We start from the raw sequence: 18,483 nt of genomic DNA, 5'->3' as shown, positions 1-18,483 counted from the left end.
CGCTAGCGGGAACTTTCTTTTGGTCGCTAAAAGAAGTATTTACGTTGCATCAAGTACTGTTTAGGGTTAATGCCAAATTTCTTTCTAAAAGCAGCAGCAAAGTAATTGCGACTGGCAAAGCCGATTTTTTGGGCAACTTCACTCACCTTCATTTCCCCTGTTTCCAGCAGTTGACGCGCCTGTTCTAAGCGGTAATCGTGGAGATAAGCAAACAAGGGCTTGCCAAATACCTTTACAAACCCGCGCTTGAGTGTATACTCATTGAGTTTGACTAAGCGTGCTAGTTCTGCGGTAGAAGGTGGATTGTCCAGCCGTTGCAATAACAAGTCTCTGGCATAGAGAATTCGCTCTAATGTTCCCGACTTTAGCGGCTTGGGTGTCCGGCTTTCAATCTGAATTCCTGCTTCTTCCATTAGCAGAAGTGTTAACAGTTCCAGCACTTTACTTTCTAGGTATATGCGCTTGATCATGCCTTGGTAAGGACAATGCAATATATCTTGCACTTTATATTGCATCATGGGAGTTATGAGGTTGGAGCGAAAATAGAGGGGTTGCTCTGGCTCACGCACTAAATGTTGCAATGCTTTTGGTAGTTCCCCGGAAGAATTGCCGATAAAGGACTGCAATAATTCTGGTTGTAAATGCACGCCTACAAACAGTTGCCGTCCTTGGGAAAACTCGTTTTCTCCTTTAACAGCCATGCCAGTGCTGCAAAAACCGTACTGTCCGACTTTGGTCTCATTAACTGCCCAAATAGAGTTTCCTCTCCATTGACCTGAAAGCATAAACCAAAACTCTAGAGAATGCGGACGGTCAATGCCTTGTATTATCAGATTGTCATGGCGCTGATAGCTCTCAATTTCTAACACCAAGTTTTGTCGCAATTCAACTCGTCGAAGATGTCCTTCTCCCAATGCCTGGGGATGCTTCCAGGTAAAATCTAACTCATCATCGGGGTCATTGTTTTGTCGGGTTTTGTCAGCTTCTTCAAAGAGTTCCTTTTGCGCCTGTGGTGAAAGAATGATGGTCATGATTAATCAAATTAGAACTTATTGAGATTAATTATCACTATTTCTTTGACCCTACACAAGCTAGATTATCCCTCATCTAGAGGTATAGCAAAGTGCTGAGTAAAAACCCAGTTCCTTCAAAGCTTTGAGCAATCATCACTGTCCTAACCTATGTGGCTACGGCTATAAGAGGCTATTAGTTAATTAGATGCATTTGCCCTGCCACTACAAGCACTTAAGAAAAGCAAGCCTAAACTATCTAAAACTAGGAAGCTGGTCTTCAATAATTTCATTGATTTACACTCCTCAATATTTGGTCAATTAAAAACTAAAAACTTGCCTCTCCTGCAATTTCTGACTGCAACATTGGTTCAGTCTTTTTCGGCACCAAAAATCTATCAAACTGAATGTATAAAGCTGGAAGTACCAAAAGAGTTAAAGCGGTAGAGGTAAATAATCCACCTAAGACCACAACAGCTAGTGGTTGGAGGATTTCTTTTCCAGCTCCGCTACCAATTACTAGAGGTAGCATCCCCAGAGCTGATGATAGTGCTGTCATCAAAATGGCAACTAATCTTTTCATTGAACCTTTCATCAATACTTGGCGTAAAGGCTGTCCTTCTGCTAACCCAGAATTGTAGTTTTCTACAAGCAATAATCCATTACGTGCAGCTACACCAAATAAGGTGATAAATCCTACTATCGAAGCCACGGAGAGAATGCCACCAGTTAGGGCAATGGAAATTACCCCACCCACTAAGGCTAAGGGCAGGTTGATCAAAATCATGATGGTGGCAGGAATTGACTTGACAGCAAAGTAAAGTAGGACTGCGATCGCAACAAAAGCTAAACCACCAGCCCACAGTAAAGTTTTTGTGGCTCCCTCTTGGGCTTCAAATTGACCACCGTATTCAATGTAATAGCCGGAAGGCAGTTGTACTTCTTGCTGAACTTTGTTCCGAATCTCTTTGATCGCAGAACCTAAATCGCGTCCAGCCACATTGCTGGAAACAACAATATAACGGGAGACGTTCTCGCGGTTAATGGTATTAGGGCCTGTACCGTAGTCAATTTTTGCAACTTGAGCTAAGGGAATTTTCTGTCCGTTGGGTGTATCAACAAGCAAATCGCGGATGACTTCGATATTGTTGCGGTATTTTTCTTGCAACCAAACTACCATATCGAAGGTTTGTTGTTGCTCCAATACTTGGGAAACAACTCGCCCATTCAAAGCCGTTTCTACTATTTCTGATAATTCGCCAATTGTTAAACCATAGCGAGCTGCTGCATCACGGTCAAACTGAATTTGCACCTGTTTCACTGGTACTTGCGGTTCTAATTGCAAGTCTGCTAAACCAGAAACCTCGCTCATAGCTGATTGTACTTGTTGACCAAGCTGCCGGAGTTGTTCTAAATCGGGACCGAAAATTTTCACAGCGATCGCACTCCTCACCCCGGAAAGCACTTCATCCATGCGGTGTGAAATAAAACCACCGATATTAGGAACTACACCAGGAATTTTCTCAAATTGCTCTCGAATCATTTCAATTGCCTTTTCTCGGTCTTTTCCTCCTTCTTCACTCAATTGGATATCTAATTCTCCCACATTGACACCAGCTACTTCCGTATCACCTTGCGCCCGCCCTGAACGAAACTGCACTGCTTGAATCCGGGGGTCTTTTTTAAGATTATTCTCGATCGCCAAGCCTACCTGCTTGGTAGCATCCAGAGATTGACCAGGCATGAGAATTGTGGTAATTACTAGGGCACGGTCTTGAAATTCTGGTAAAAAAACTTGCCCTAACGAGAGTAGAATCATTGTTGAAGCCACAAAGGCAGCGATCGCACCTATCAAAATAACCTTGGGGCGACGCAGAGAAAACTGTAAAAACGGGCGATACAAGCGATGAGAAAATCGTTCAACCCAAGTTTCTGTACTTGGTAAACGCCGATTTACCAGCAAAAGGGCGCACAGTGCCGGAGTCAATGTCAGTGCTACTAAAGTAGAAGCAGCAATTGACAGCAAATAAGCAACACCCATTGGCGTAAAAATTCGACCTTCCACACCCGAAAGGGCAAAGATTGGTGCAAAGACGACCGCGATAATGATTGTCGAGAACAGTACGCTTACCCTTACCTCTACTGAGCCGTTAAAAACTACTTGCAGTGGTGGCACAGGATTTCCCGCTATCTGGTTTTCTCGCAAACGGCGGTAGACGTTTTCCATATCCACAATTGCATCATCGACTACCGAACCAATCGCCACAACCAATCCGCCCAAAGTCATTGTGTTGATGCCTTGTCCCGTCCAATTGAGGATCATCATTCCCAACAACAAAGACACGGGAATCGCGCTCAAACTAATGATTACCGTGCGCCAATTCATCAAAAATAGAATCAAGATCACACAAACAATGATTGTGCCATCGCGCAAGGCTTCTTCAACGTTTTTAATAGAGGCTTCGATAAAATCCTCTTGACGGAAGGTTTCAGTTACTTTTACATCTTTAGGCAAACTGGCTTTTAACTCCTCCATCGCTGCTTCAGCCACCTTTGTAACGCTTGGTGTATCAGCAGTTGGCTGTTTATTAACAGTCAAAATCACCGCTTTTTCACCAGCAGAACTGCCATCGCCGCGTTTGAGTGCTGCACCGATTTGTACATCCGCTATTTGTTCGAGAAGTACGGGTATGCCATTGCTAGCTTTAATTACTGATTTCTTGAGCTGTTCAATAGATTCAACCCGCCCCACACCTCGCACCAAAGTTTCTTGGTCAGGAGTAATTAAAAATCCTCCTGGTGCATTGGCGTTGGCTGCTTGTGCTGCTTTGGTGACATCATCCAGGGAAACATTGAATGCTCTTAGCTTGGCTGGATCTACTAATATTTGATACTGACGCTCATCTCCACCAAATATGACAATATTACTCACGCCAGGGACAGCCAGCAAACGGTTTTTCACTTGCCAATTGACAATCCGCCAGACCTCCATTAGAGGAGTGGTTTCGGAGGTGAAGGCGTATTTAACAGTCCATCCTAAAGGCGAACTGACAGGAAGAACTTCTGGGTCTTCCACGCCTTGTGGTAGCTGGCTGCGTGCTTGTTGCAACCGTTCTGTGATTAATTGGCGGGCGCGATAAATTTCTGTATCCCAACTAAAAGTAGCTCTCACAGCCGAAAGACCCACAGCTGAGGAAGAACGCAATGCTTCTAGTCCTGGTGTACCGTTAATCACACTTTCTATCGGTCGGGTAACTAAGGATTCTACTTCCTCTGCTGCAAGTCCTGGGGCTTCGGTCATAATTTCGACCTGGGGCGGGGCAAAGTTGGGAAATACATCTAGTGGCATCTGTATGAGGACAAGGAAGCCCCAAATAGATATGAGGATGGAGGCAAGAACTACTAACCAGCGTTGAGCGATCGACCATTTAACAATGGAGTTAAGCATATTTTTTTTTACAAAATATATATAGTTGAAAGGAATTGAATAGACAAAATTAATTTTATAAAACAGGAATAGCAGCCTTTTTCTTTTCCACAAAAGCTATTTTTTTGAGGTTTAGCGACTGCAATAATTATTATTTATTGAATTCTTGATTACTAATTGTTGGTTATATTTTCGTCAACTATTAATGACTGTCTGAACGACGAGATTTTTCCTGTTCTTCCACAGAATTAGAGGCCGTTGATTGTTTGTGGTTATCGATATAAACTTCGGTTTCATAATTAAACCCATCGCTTACTGGTACTACGGAACGGTGACGACGGCTAGACCAGAAGCTACCTCCCATGAAAGCTACAATAGCAATGCCTACTCCTCCCCCTGCACCTAGCAACCATAAGGGTATTGGCAAACTGTTAGGTTTAGCCTCAGTTTCTTCTGAGTGCGAATCATTTTCTTCGTGATGTTCTTCTTTACTACCACCCTTCAATGATTGTGCATAAAGTTGTAGCGCACGTTGGGTAACTACTAAATCTCCCTCGGATAAACCACTTTTAATCTCAATTAAATTTCCAGAGATTTGTCCTAACTCAACTTCCACAGATTGGAAGGCATTACCGTTTTGGACATAGACTAATTTCTTATTATTTGCATCTACTACAGCAGAAGCTGGAATTACCAAAGTAGCTGGAGATTTTTGATCGGTTAGAACTTCAAGTTCGGCAAACATTCCGGGTTTGAGCTGTCCTTTAGCGTTATTGACTTCAGCTTGTACTGGTACGACTCGCGTTTCTCCTTCCACCACCGAGCCAATCCGTGCAATCCTTCCTATAAAGGTTTGATTAGGTACGCTAGCAATTTTTATCCTTAAGGGTTGACCTGTTCTTACCTTGCCTAAATCTTTTTCATAAATATTGGCTGTGGCAAACACCCGATTATCATCTACAATCGTCATTAACTTGCCACCCGCGTCCTCGAACGATTGACCGATAGTAACTTCTCTATCAGCAACCTTGCCAGAAATTGGAGTTGTGACTGTGATTAACCCCTTGGCATTAGCGCGGTTTCCTAGTTGAGAAAGGCGCGTTTCATAAATAGCACTGCTGCGATTAATATTGGATTTGGCGAGACTAACTGCTGCTTGAGCGCGTTTTAGCTGATTTTCAGCCGCAATGACATCGCGGCGACTGTTAGCTGCGGTTAACTTGGCTTTAGCTTCTGCTAGCTGGGTTTGAGATTCCAGGGCGTTGCGGCGTGGCAAAGCACCTTCAGTGGTTAAGACTCGATCTTTGTCGTACTTTTCTCGAGCAAATGCGACTAGGCTTTGGGCTTGGGTGATTTCCGAGTCGGCTATTTGTTGATAGCGATCGCGGTTTTGTTGTGCTAACCTCAAGTCAGCTTCAGCCTCCTGTAAATCAGCTTGTCCTTGTGCTAGTTTTTCCTGAGAGTTAACTCGCAGTTCTACCAAATCAGGACTAGTTACAACGGCGACGGATTGACCTTTCTTTACTAGTGCGCCTGGTTCTACCAACAGTTCAACTACTTTTACTCCTTGAATTGGGGTGGTGACTTCTACTTTTTGGCTAGGTAAAGTTTCAATCTGTCCGGTGGTTTTAATACCAACAGCTAATCGTTGGCGTTGCACTGGTTCTACCTTAACTCCTAGCAGTTTTGCGGTTTCTGCATCCACTTTAACGGAATGCGTCAATTCGCCTTCTGCTTGAAAAGCACTTCCACCACTGTGGTCATGACCACCATCAGCCAAAACAGTAGTAGGAGTATTTAGTAGTAACATCAACATTGTCAACGAAACATAATGCAGTGGAGCAGAACATTGAAACAAATTTGAGATTCCCATCGGTTGTTGTGTCCTAAAGTAGTGAGAAGCAGAGTCGCACTTACTCTTTTCCAAGTTTTTCATATCAACATGAAATTTGGGTGAAATTTTTAGTGGCGATCGCTATTAGGAACAACTATTATATTTAGGTTGAAGAAGAATTCAGAAATTAGAATTAAGAGCGTGGAGGATTCAGACCCGCCACTCTCTTTTTGACTTTGGACAAAAACAAATTATTTTTTGAAAAATCATCTGAACAAAAAGCTAAAGAAACGTGTAAAAATTTATTAGAAGCAGTTGGAATAACTGTTACAGTTGAGAGTAAAACTTCTAATTGTAATTAATATCAAGGAAACTAAAAAACGTATCAACCGCAATTATGCCACGATTCATTTACACCTTGGCGAATTGCATTATCCATCTCTTTAAGAATTTTAGGTTTTCCTTGATATTTTAAACAACCTGCTACATCATCTAATTTAGTTTCTGGAAAAAGTTTCTTAAGCTTTAAAATAATTCCATTACCCATATCAATAATAATAAATTATTGACCTACTTCCCATTGATGAGCTTTCCGCAAAGATTGGGGAATAATTACTTGTCCTTGAGGAGACAATTTTGTAATTTCCATTAAGTTAAAAGCTAAAACTGATATACAAATTTTAGCATTTTTGATTCTTCCAACTTCTCCTCTTCCTCTGCGTTCTCTGCGCCTCTGGGGTAGCCTGCGGCAAGCCGCTACGCGTTGGCGGAAGGCTCTCATAGACAAGGCAGTTCCTTAAAAAAAGCGATCGCTATTAGCACAATAGAACTCAACTTGGGGATACTGAGGAAAGCAAGGCAAAGCAAAGGTAATGACTTCAGTCTTTAAATATGAAAAGATAGTCAGATAAGGAAAGCGCTGGTGACTCAGCGCAGTTAGGAAATTGGTAGGCTTATACAATAGTGCTAGTATGCTGCAACTAACTGTATAGGTTGATCAAAAAGCGGCAATTAACAGCGATCAAAGCGATCGCTGTTAGCTCCTCGTAAAAAAGGACAAACCCGAAAGTTCGCCCTACATAGTATTATGCTGTTGCTCAATCCAAATCCAAATTTAAATCTTCGCTTCTTCTCTCACCAACTTATCCCAACCCAAATCTTTCAAATTATTATTCCGACGCAACGGACGAGTCACCAACTCTAATATGTCACGCGCATTTGTAAAGCCGTGAATTTGAGCAAAAGTAAACTCCACAGACCACTTAGTATTAATACCGCGTGCTTCCAATGGGTTAGCATGAGCCATACCAGTAATTACCAAGTCTGGTTTCAACTCATAAATTCGCTGAAGTTGATTGTAATTATCCGGCTTCTCTACAATCTTTGGTAAGGGTGAACCCATTTCCTGGCAAGTTTTCTCCAGCAATGCCAACTCAGCACCTTGATAGCGCTTATCCATATAGGGAATACCGATTTCGTGAACTGTCATTCCACAACGGATTAAGAATCTTGCCTGGGAGATTTCCAGCAAGTTATCACCCATGAAGAATACAGACTTACCGCGAATCAGTTTCACGTAATCTTCCAAGCCTGCCCAAATTTGGGCTTCCCGTTCATCCAAACCTTTGGGAGTAATACCAAACACCGAGCAGATTTTCTCAATCCAAGCGCGAGTACCATCCGGCCCAATGGGGAAGGGTGCGCCAATGAGTTTACACTTGCGGCGGCGCATTAAGGTGGTAGCTGTGCGGCTGAGGAAGGGGTTGACACCAGCGACATAATACCCTTCTTCTAGCACTGGCAATTCAGTAAAGCGCTTCGCAGGAAGCCAGCCGGAAACTTTGATGCCTTGTTTCTTCAGTTCCAAGGTTAACTGAGTAACCACGGGGTCGGGAAGGGAGCCAAAGAGAACTAAGGGTGGATGATCCACGTACTCAGATTCATCTTGGGCGACATCTTCTTTCTTTTTACCAAAGTTGAGCAATTTAGCGATCGCATTGCGTTCGTTCTTCTCTGTTTCCGCCACCGGAGCTTTATCAGGACAACGGTTAGCCATTGCTGCTAATACGGTGTCTTCTCCTTGGGTGAAGGCGTAATCTAGACCATTTGCTCGCGCTACAACGATGGGAATCCCGATTTCGGATTCTAGTTTCGGTGCCAAACCTTCTAAATCTGTTTTGATAATTTCCGTAGTGCAAGTGCCAATCCAGACAATTACACTCGGATTGCGATCGCGTTTAATCTGCAAGCACAACCGCTTTAACTCTTCATAATCATTCAGCTGTGCGGAAATATCACCCTCTTCCAACTCTGCCATTGCATAGCGAGGTTCAGCAAAAATCATTACCCCCATCGCATTTTGCAGGAAGTAGCCACAAGTTTTTGTCCCAATCACCAAAAAGAAGCTATCTTCAATTTTTTGATATAACCACGCCACGCAGCTAATTGGGCAAAAGGTATGGTAATTTCCAGTTTCACATTCAAAGTTTAAAGCTTCTGGTTGTTGAGCGACAGTCATTTTGGTTTTTTCTCCCCTTGTTATTTAATGGCAGTTCGACCAATTTTAGATTTTAGATTGATAATTTTGGTGAAGCAGCGCGGTGAGCCAGGCGCTAACAGCGGGTTTCCCGACTTGAAGCGACTGGCGAACCCGTAAGGGTCTTGGGGGTTTCCCCCATGAGTGACTGCTGTTAGCGTAGCGGTAGCGACGTAGGAGCGTCACCTGGAGGGATTGAAGGCTGGGACAATAGTATTCTCTGTCTAACGACAATTTCCCTAATTTCTTATCCAAAACCCCAAATCTAAAACTTAAAATTGCGAGGAACGGCAACAATTAAGCGTTGGGGAAGAGACGGGCAATTTCTGATTCGTCAAAAACGCCTGCTGGCAGTTCTTCCCCCAAAATATCGTTATTTTCTTCAGCTTTTTGCAAAGCTGTTTCATCACTCCAGACATCTGACAACACGTCTTTAAACGCATTCTCATCTAGCGGACTATCTTCAAGCGCCTCTTCTTCATCCAGCTTTACTTCTGTAGCAGCTGTTGTATCGAAGTCAATTTCCCCAAACTCATCTACTTCTAAACTAGAGCTTTGGAGAGAGTCATCTTTTGAGTTGCGTGTGTTGGTTAAAGAAACATCACCAAAGCCATTTTCCGTTTCTTCCAACTCGCTGATTCCCAGGCTTTCATCCTCAGAATCCACGATTACGAACTCTTGAACTACCGCTACCGACGCAAAGCCGTTTGTATGAGCATGTGTCAATGTTTCATCTTCAGGCTTTTCATCAATGACAGCTGCTGCTTCTACGTATTTCTCTGGTTCTAGGTTGACAACGAAGCGATTACCGAGAGCTAAATCTGGGTCAAAATGCAAATCCAGCACCTCAATTAGGGTATCGGCGTCAGGATTAAGTTTGGAAAAGGGCAACATTAACTGCGCTAGCTTTGGCTCTAGGGCGTTAACTACTCCCAGGATGAGGTAAGAAGGTGGTCGCTTCCCGCCATCAGGCGTGTACACCGATTCCACTTGCATGTGCAGCGTAATCCAGTCCCGATTGTTCTGAAAAAATTGCAACCATTTTTGCTTTAATGAGTCTGTAAAGCTGTTAAAGAATGCCATGTTATTGTCCCTCATCCTGAGAACTTGGTGATTTATACAATCATCAAGTCTAGTTCCTCTTCTGAATTAGGAACCTGGGGTTTACCCGGATTTAGATAAAAATCAGATAACAAAGAGAACAATTCCCGATCTGGTGAGTCATTAGGTACAACACCTTCGGGACGCGCCAAAATTTGGTCAGCAATGTTGAGATAGTAGTCGCAAACGTAGTCTAGGGAAGGATCTTGCTCTGCCATCTCAAACAATGTCTTACCCTTAACACGGGAAACACGGATATCTTCAATCAAAGGTAAAACTTCCAAAACTGGCATGGGCACAGCTTCTATATATTTTTCAATCAAGTCGCGCTTGGAGGTACGGTTGCCAATTAACCCAGCTAAACGTAGTGGGTGAGTTCGAGCTTTTTCGCGGACTGAAGCAGCGATCCGATTAGCCGCAAACAATGCATCAAAGCCGTTGTCTGTAACAATCAGGCAGTAATCTGCATAGTTGAGTGGTGCTGCAAAACCACCGCAAACTACGTCACCCAGAACGTCAAAGAGAATTACATCGTATTCATCAAAGGCGTTAAGTTCTTTAAGTAATTTCACGGTTTCACCGACTACGTAGCCACCGCATCCAGCACCCGCAGGTGGACCACCAGCTTCTACGCAATCAACACCACCGTAGCCTTTGTAAATTACATCTTCTGGCCAGACATCTTCGTAGTGATAGTCCTTTTCTTGAAGGGTGTCGATAATTGTCGGAATCAAAAACCCAGTCAGGGTAAAGGTACTGTCATGTTTGGGGTCGCAACCAATTTGCAGCACTTTCTTGCCACGTTTAGCTAGGGCGACTGATATGTTACAGCTAGTTGTGGATTTACCGATACCACCTTTTCCGTAGACTGCTAGTTTCACTTTTGTTTGCCTCTTATAGCTTTTTGTCAAACTTGTGGCTCAAACATTTGCCTTCACCTTTCCTGAGATGGCGATGCGTGAGGTCTGTGATTGTCATTATTGGGCAAATTACATAGAAAAGAAAGTGGCTCTTAATTTAGAAAACGGTTTTATCCGATGAATTAAATCTTAATTATGTCTATTCGAGTTTTTATGAACCTTAAAGACTTTAAAAGCTCTCAAAAGAGTCATTAAAAAAATTTAATTACTTATTTTTATAAAAATAGTTACAAAATACAAAAAGCTTAAACCGACTTTTTTGAATGGTTTTCATAGAATTAGCTGATGTTCATACAACGTCTTTTCAAGGCATTGGGACGCAGGGGCAAGAGTAAACAGAGGTATATGCAGCCTGATGCTGGAAATACCATTGGAATTTGCGTTAGCGTAGCTCACCCAAGGTATCGCAGATAAATTGGCAGTTTTTAGTCGGTAGCTCGAACCATTTAATTGCTGCTTGAGAGTGAGTTAGTTTGATTTTGTAAAATATTATTAAATTACCAAATATAGCACTTCTAGGTTGAATCCAAGACAGACCTAACCCCCAACCCCTTCCCTACGAGGGAAGGGGAGTAAGATTCAAAGCCTCTATCCTAAAACAGAGAAGAATGGAAGTGAGGTTAAAATCTTTTAGCTGTGGGGCTTAAGGCAATTAGGACACCTCAGTTTCAATTTCCTGGATTTCTTGTAATGTTTGCCATCCAGCTTGCCACTGGGAGCTATCTTGTAATAATTTGGCATTTATCCAAAAACGGACTTTCGGATCGCAAGCAGCAACCATTTCGGCATAAACCCACTTAGCCTGATTTTTCCGGTTAACAACTTGAAAATGCCGCCAGCCATCAACTTTTCGCTGTGCTGTCCACTTAGAACCAACTAGGTAAGGAAATTTTTGTTTTTTTGTCATTTGTCATTTGTTATTAGTCATTGGGCATGGGGCATTGGGCATTGGGAAGAGACAAGGAAGAAACTTGTTCAATAATTCTTCCTCATCCCCCTTATCCTCCCCTAGTCCATAGTCCACAATTAAGATGTCACCAAATCACCATCACGCGTAAACTTCGTTTAACAACACCTTGCACTGCTGAGAATTAAAAATGATATTTGCGATCGCGTACCCACATATTTATAGGTATAGCTTTACCTTGTGCATTCACTTTCACTTCCACTACTATCGGTTGCGGCTGTCCTGGTTTGATTGATTGGGCTTTAGAGATATCGTTATTAATATCGTTCCGTTGATCCTCTGGGATGTAATAAGTTTCTAAGCCATAAGTAATCGAATTATAGGCACTATATTGACCTTTTAAAGCTATCTGATTTGCAGCTAGAGAAGTTGGGAATTGTCCACTTACACGCACAGGTTTCCAAGCTTGAGGAATTCCCCCAGAGGATTTTTGCTCTTCTAAAATTATATACAAGTTGGTTCCCTGAGCCAAAGGCTCGCCTCGTTTGTCAAAAACCGGATTTTGCTTTACCAAATCTTCCCAACCAGGAAGTTTTTTTAAATTATCTATGCGAGAAATTTGATAATTTAGCGTCACAGAGTAACCGCGCAGCAAATCGTAAGGATCTACAGGTAGAGTTTGCAAAATAGCTATTTTACCTGTAAAAAGTGTGTAAACTGATTGGGCTGGTACTGCCAAGATGATCGCTGTTTGAATTAGCAGGGGAACTACAAACTGCCAAAGAGGTATAGGTTTTTTTGAAAGTTCATTTTGCAAAGGTAATGCTTGATTATTTTCCATAGGGAATAATCCGAAAAATGAGTTTTGAGTATTGAAATAACATTTATTAAACGAACTGCAAAGAACACAAAAGAAGAGTTGGTTCAAGTAATTAGTGCTTTCTTTACAGAGATTTTGTCTTATGATCGATTCTCATCAGAAGTTGATAAAACTGGTAAAGATGACAAATAACGTTCAAACCACAATCCAGCAAAAATTACAGCGACACCGCACAAAACAAAAACTAAAGATTTGAAGAGTAAAGCGGTGTCGTACTCTAGTGTTCGGCTGATAATTTGTAGTGTTAATAATATTAGGCCACCCCAAAAATCGCGTCGTTGTTCTAACTCCAGCGCTTCGCGAATTAGTTCAAACCCTAACACTGCTAAAAGGACATTAAAAGCAATTATGGGAATGGCTGGAATCAAAGTGATAGTTTTATGAACGAAGATTAATAAAGCAGTTATGACAATCAAGCTGCCAATAAAGATTGTCTTGAAATCTATTCCTTGGCGTTCCCTGTTACCTGTTGATCGTAGCAAATGCCACCATTGCCACAGAGCTAAAACTGTGAAAATTGCCACATCAATAAAGGGTAGCGAAGTTGCTAAGTAATTATTTTGAAATTCAGTGTAAAAAGCAACAGATGGAGCTGACCATATCCAACGGAAAGACAGGTAGTAAAACGTGATGCTGAAAAACACCTTAGCTAGAGTCCTAGCAAAGGGCTGAAATAGCCTGGAAGAAACTCGCCATAGTAAGTCATCATAACTCCACAATAATGCTGGGGGGAGGGCAAAGGCGGCTATAGCAATCCAAGGTGGAGCATCTCTATATGTCAGAACTTGCAGCGACTGGAGATGAAATTGCCAGGATGTAACAAATGCGATCGCCGCAATTCGGAAAATCCAACGGGAACGACACCAGTAAGCTAGAGGTACAAACACTACACCTAAGAATAGGGGCAGATGTTGTATTACCAGCCGCGCCCATGTCAGCTCATTTTGTGCAAAGTACCCATCAAATAATCCTATCGAATACCCGATTAGCACTAGGATCAAGGCAAGCATCCCCAAGGAAGTCAAGCGCAGACCGTAAGCCATTAGCAAAACAGCCAATCCCCAAATTAAGAACAGTTCGTAACTTGAACCGCTAATATGGAACATTTGCGCCAACAGCGCTATATTTGCGCCTATCGTCAACGCACTTAAAAGTAGCAAGCCTTCTCCGAAGACCTGTTGGCGGCGTTTTCGGCTTCTTGGGGAAATATTATTGCTTGCAGGTGGTCTCCACAAAATAAAACCAGCAATATTAGTTGTCAGGAATAAACTTAACAGTAGTATTAACTTGGCTTCTCTATTCAAAGCTTGCCAGTTGGCAGCCACAAAAGTAATTACACCTAAGCCTAACAATGTTGCACCCACAGCGATCAAGATAAAAACGAAGCGATCGCGAGCAGCAGTTTCTAGATTATTAAATTGATACCTTTGTGCGAGTATTTGGTAAAAATCGGCATCAATAAGTCCTTCATCCTGCCATAGTTGCGCTTCTTGACGCAACTGGCGGCGAAAATTATCAACTAACATGATTTTCTCCGAGGCTGTAAGCAAATAAAATGTGGGACGAGAATTATGCTCGTCAGACCAATGAAGCTAATTATACTTATTATACTTACAGTGTCGCTCAACTGTTTTACGCAATACAGGCGTGGTAAAGATGGGCTTGACACCATTTAAGGCGATCGCCTAGTTCATTGCCTCAAACATCTTACGACTGCCTAGAAAGTACAAATAATGAATTTTTTTTCCCCGAGCGGTAATACTACTACTTTATAAAGATGTAAAGACCGATCCAGTTAGTCGCCTCCATGTTTTTACAATGACGATATCAGAACAAAATCGATTCTTGTTCTGTATGCGATGGACACTTCGCCCAAAAAGTGCTCCCCCAAAGTTCTGATATCTGAAGACAAGCTGCCGTCCGGGCGATTATGTCGGAAGTTGGCACTCAGACAACTCTGGGCAGCATTGTCTCATGGTTGGGCGTCTACGTTCCTTAAAAAAGCCTATGCAACCAACTAATCCAAATCAATTTACAGAAAAAGCCTGGGAAGCGATCGCCCATACCCCGGATATTGTTAAACAATATCAACAACAGCAAATTGAAAGCGAACACTTGATGAAAGCATTGCTAGAACAAGATGGTCTAGCAACTGGCATTCTCACTAAAGCGGGTGTTAATCTGCAAAAACTGCGCGATCGCACTGAGCAATTTTTCCAACGTCAGCCGAAAGTATCTGGTACTAGCAGTTCTGTCTACTTAGGACGCAGCTTGGATACACTTCTAGATCGGGCAGAGGGATATCGCAAAGAGTTTCAAGACGAATATATTTCAATTGAACACTTATTGTTGGCTTACGCTAAAGATGACCGCTTTGGCAAAGCTTTATTCCAAGAATTTGGTTTAGACGAAGGCAAGCTAAAAAATATTATTAAACAAATTCGTGGGAGTCAGAAAGTGACTGATCAAAATCCAGAAGGCAAATACGAAGCACTGGAAAAATACGGGCGTGACCTTACAGAAGCTGCACGTAAAGGTCAACTCGATCCAGTGATTGGGCGGGATGATGAGATTCGTCGCACTGTGCAAATTCTCTCTCGCCGCACAAAGAATAATCCTGTGCTAATTGGTGAACCGGGTGTTGGTAAAACTGCGATCGCTGAAGGATTAGCACAGCGCATTATCGCAGGTGATGTACCTCAATCCCTCAAAGACCGTAAGCTAATCGCTTTAGATATGGGTGCTTTGATTGCAGGGGCAAAATTCCGGGGTGAATTTGAAGAACGCTTGAAAGCAGTATTAAAAGAAGTTACTGAATCTGGCGGCAATATTGTTTTATTTATTGATGAAATTCACACCGTTGTCGGCGCTGGTGCAACCCAAGGCGCGATGGATGCTGGTAACTTGTTAAAACCAATGTTGGCGCGGGGCGAATTGCGCTGTATTGGGGCAACAACCCTAGATGAATACCGCAAACATATCGAAAAAGATGCCGCATTAGAAAGACGCTTCCAGCAAGTTTATGTCGATCAGCCGAGTGTAGAAGATAGTATTTCGATTTTACGCGGGTTGAGAGAACGTTATGAAACCCACCACGGGGTGAAGATTTCTGATAGTGCTTTAGTTGCAGCCGCCGTATTGTCGAGTCGATATATTAGCGATCGCTTCCTCCCTGATAAAGCCATTGACTTGGTAGATGAAGCCGCCGCGAGATTGAAAATGGAGATAACCTCCAAACCAGAAGAACTTGACGAAATCGATCGCAAAATTCTGCAATTGGAAATGGAGAAGCTTTCGCTGCAAAAAGAAAGCGATGCCGCTTCTCGCGAACGTTTAGGAAGATTGGAAAAAGAAATTGCCGATCTCAAAGAAGAACAAAAAACCCTAAATACTCAATGGCAGTCTGAAAAAGATATCATTGACAAAATTCAGTCTGTTAAAAAAGAGATTGAACAGGTCAATTTAGAGATTCAGCAAGCAGAACGCGACTACGACCTTAACCGCGCTGCGGAGTTGAAATACGGCACTTTAACCAGTTTGCATCGTCAATTGGAAGCAATAGAAGCTGAATTGGCAAACACTCAAAGAAGTGGTAAATCACTATTACGGGAAGAAGTCACCGAAGGTGATATTGCCGAAATTATTTCTAAATGGACAGGAATTCCGATCAGCAAGTTGGTGGAATCGGAGAAAGAAAAACTGTTGCATTTAGAAGATGAACTGCACCGCCGCGTGGTTGGACAAGAAGAAGCAGTCACAGCTGTAGCGGATGCAATTCAGCGATCGCGCGCTGGATTAGCCGATCCCAATCGTCCCATTGCTAGCTTTATCTTCCTTGGGCCTACGGGTGTAGGTAAAACCGAGTTGGCGAAAGCGCTGGCAGGGTATATGTTCGATAGCGAAGATGCCCTGGTGCGAATCGATATGTCTGAGTACATGGAAAAACACGCCGTCTCTCGCTTAATTGGTGCGCCTCCAGGATACGTAGGTTATGAAGAAGGCGGACAACTTACAGAAGCGATTCGCCGCCGTCCTTACTCAGTGATTCTTTTCGACGAAATCGAGAAAGCACACCCCGATGTCTTCAATATTTTCTTGCAAATTCTTGATGATGGACGCGTCACTGATGCCCAAGGTCATAAGGTGGATTTCAAGAACGCTATTATCATCATGACTAGCAACATCGGTTCGCAGTACATTCTTGATATCGCTGGGGATAACACCCACTACGACGAAATGCGCCGTCGAGTCATGGAAGCAATGCGAAATAGCTTCCGTCCAGAGTTCCTGAACCGGATTGATGAAATCATCATCTTCCACGGTTTGGATAAGCAGGAATTGCGGCATATTGTGCTGTTGCAAGTGGAAAGATTGCGGCAAAGACTGGGCGATCGCAAAATATCTCTAAAACTATCAGATGCTGCCCTTGACTTTTTAGCAGAAGTAGGGTATGACCCAGTGTATGGGGCACGTCCACTGAAGCGGGCAATTCAGCGAGAGTTAGAAACTCAAATTGCTAAATCTATCTTGCGCGGCGAATTCAACGACGGCAACACCATCTTTGTAGATGTGCAAAATGAAAGGTTGTCCTTTAGCCGTTTACCAGTAGAAGTATTTACTGGATAATTACACCTCACAAATCACACACAAAAACCCGTTTTCTGTGAGAAAGCGGGTTTTTGATTGTTTTAGGGAGAAAGTGGGAATTATAAATTTATTCCTAAAAATAAAAATTGGAAATTAGGAAAACTTTTTTCCAATTTTCAGTCTCCTTTGCAAAGTGATAACTAATGATCAGTGTAATTACACCAGTTTATAATGGTGAGAAATTTATAGAAGTTTGCCTTCAAAATGTCATTAACCAAAATTTTGTAGAAGTTGAGCATATTATTGTTGATGGTGGCTCAACTGACAAAACAATAGATATTATCAAAGACTACGCCAATCAATATTCCCACATCCGCTGGATTTCTGAAAAAGATCGGGGACAATCAGATGCGATGAATAAAGGAATTGCTATGGCGCGAGGAGCGATTATAGGTATTTTAAACGTTGATGATTTCTATGAACCAAAGGTTCTTAGTCGTATATCGGAACTTTTTAAAAGTCTACCAGAACCTAGCTTAATTGTTGGCAATTGTAATATGTGTGATTATCAAAATAACTTAATTCGGATTAATAAACCTAAACGACTACGGTCAGTTGATTTATTGATGGAAAAGCAAATTAATGATGATGGCATGATTGATGCTACTTTTACTGTAAATCCATCAGCTTACTTCTACCACAAATCCCTACATCAACAAATTGGAGTCTACAAAGTTGAAGAGCATTATGCAATGGATATAGATTTTTTACTTAAGGCAGTTAAAGTAGCTTATGTCAAATATTTTAATGAAATTTGGGGGAATTTTAGATATTATCCAGGAACAAAAACTTTTGATGATTCTACAAATGGAACAAATGAAACGCGCATTCAACAGTTATTTAAGGACTATGTTAAAACACTCTCTATTATTGATCAATGGGAGATACGCTTGAATAGAATCATGATTTTTATTCCATTAAGAATTTTCTACTTTTCTAAGTATCCGCAACGATTACCTCAATCGATTAGGAATCGACTCATGAAATCGATTTCGTATTTACAGCTATTTTCAGGTAAATAGACCATGCGGTAGGGGCGCAAGGCCTTGCGCCCCTACAACAGACGTGGTTCAAATACATGAAAACTGCTATAAATAGTAAATAAGAAGTGGTAGTGGAACGGCATATAAACCATGTCTATCTTGAAACCCGTAGTTTTTCCTCATCTTCTTCAAGGTGATTTTTCACCCACAAGCGCTCGCAAATTTCAAAAGGATGGGA

General features: G+C 42.2%; 13 protein-coding genes. 2 read left to right on the top strand and 11 right to left on the bottom strand.

Annotated elements, in window-relative coordinates; genetic code table 11:
- Positions 1-26: 26 nt before the first annotated feature.
- The 11 genes from V7K89_RS34810 to V7K89_RS34760 form a co-directional block, all read right to left on the bottom strand.
- Positions 27-1,031, bottom strand: a complete 1,005-nt coding sequence (locus V7K89_RS34810) for a helix-turn-helix transcriptional regulator (protein WP_335195428.1) — start codon at positions 1,029-1,031, stop codon at positions 27-29.
- A gap of 307 nt (positions 1,032-1,338) precedes the next feature.
- Entirely contained in the window at positions 1,339-4,458 is a 3,120-nt protein-coding gene (locus V7K89_RS34805) for an efflux RND transporter permease subunit (RefSeq protein ID WP_335195427.1), read from the bottom strand.
- A gap of 181 nt (positions 4,459-4,639) precedes the next feature.
- Entirely contained in the window at positions 4,640-6,310 is a 1,671-nt protein-coding gene (locus tag V7K89_RS34800) for an efflux RND transporter periplasmic adaptor subunit (protein WP_335195426.1), read from the bottom strand.
- 346 nt (positions 6,311-6,656) lie between these two features.
- Positions 6,657-6,818, bottom strand: a complete 162-nt coding sequence (locus V7K89_RS34795) for a hypothetical protein (protein ID WP_335195425.1) — start codon at positions 6,816-6,818, stop codon at positions 6,657-6,659.
- A gap of 15 nt (positions 6,819-6,833) precedes the next feature.
- Positions 6,834-7,058 (bottom strand): AbrB/MazE/SpoVT family DNA-binding domain-containing protein, encoded by a 225-nt coding sequence (locus V7K89_RS34790; protein WP_335195424.1) that lies wholly within the window; start codon positions 7,056-7,058, stop codon positions 6,834-6,836.
- 327 nt (positions 7,059-7,385) lie between these two features.
- The gene (locus V7K89_RS34785) at positions 7,386-8,789 is read right to left on the bottom strand and encodes a ferredoxin:protochlorophyllide reductase (ATP-dependent) subunit N (RefSeq protein WP_334736741.1); all 1,404 of its coding nucleotides are present in this window, start codon (positions 8,787-8,789) and stop codon (positions 7,386-7,388) included.
- Positions 8,790-9,104: 315 nt separating this feature from the next.
- The gene (locus tag V7K89_RS34780; protein WP_335195423.1) at positions 9,105-9,890 is read right to left on the bottom strand and encodes a DUF5331 domain-containing protein; all 786 of its coding nucleotides are present in this window, start codon (positions 9,888-9,890) and stop codon (positions 9,105-9,107) included.
- A gap of 32 nt (positions 9,891-9,922) precedes the next feature.
- Positions 9,923-10,789 (bottom strand): ferredoxin:protochlorophyllide reductase (ATP-dependent) iron-sulfur ATP-binding protein, encoded by an 867-nt coding sequence (gene bchL / locus V7K89_RS34775; protein WP_292774821.1) that lies wholly within the window; start codon positions 10,787-10,789, stop codon positions 9,923-9,925.
- A 691-nt stretch (positions 10,790-11,480) separates the two neighbouring features.
- Positions 11,481-11,735 carry a TIGR02450 family Trp-rich protein gene (locus tag V7K89_RS34770; protein ID WP_322717042.1) on the bottom strand — a complete coding sequence of 85 codons (255 nt, stop codon included), beginning with the start codon at positions 11,733-11,735 and terminating at the stop codon, positions 11,481-11,483.
- A gap of 184 nt (positions 11,736-11,919) precedes the next feature.
- Positions 11,920-12,576, bottom strand: a complete 657-nt coding sequence (locus V7K89_RS34765; RefSeq protein WP_335195422.1) for a GDYXXLXY domain-containing protein — start codon at positions 12,574-12,576, stop codon at positions 11,920-11,922.
- 119 nt (positions 12,577-12,695) lie between these two features.
- Positions 12,696-14,141, bottom strand: a complete 1,446-nt coding sequence (locus tag V7K89_RS34760) for a DUF2157 domain-containing protein (protein ID WP_335195421.1) — start codon at positions 14,139-14,141, stop codon at positions 12,696-12,698.
- Between the two features lie 481 nt (positions 14,142-14,622).
- Between V7K89_RS34760 and clpB the strand changes: the two genes are divergently transcribed.
- Both clpB and V7K89_RS34750 read left to right on the top strand, forming a co-directional pair.
- Positions 14,623-17,241: an ATP-dependent chaperone ClpB gene (clpB, locus tag V7K89_RS34755; protein ID WP_335195420.1), complete on the top strand. Its 2,619-nt coding sequence runs from the start codon at positions 14,623-14,625 to the stop codon at positions 17,239-17,241.
- Between the two features lie 164 nt (positions 17,242-17,405).
- Complete coding sequence (locus V7K89_RS34750; protein WP_335195419.1) at positions 17,406-18,284, top strand: glycosyltransferase family 2 protein; 879 nt, start codon at positions 17,406-17,408, stop codon at positions 18,282-18,284.
- Positions 18,285-18,483: the final 199 nt, after the last annotated feature.

Origin of the sequence: Nostoc sp., assembly GCF_036917515.1 — a bacterium.
Classification (GTDB): domain Bacteria; phylum Cyanobacteriota; class Cyanobacteriia; order Cyanobacteriales; family Nostocaceae; genus Nostoc.
This window is presented reverse-complemented; position numbering and strand designations above follow the sequence as displayed.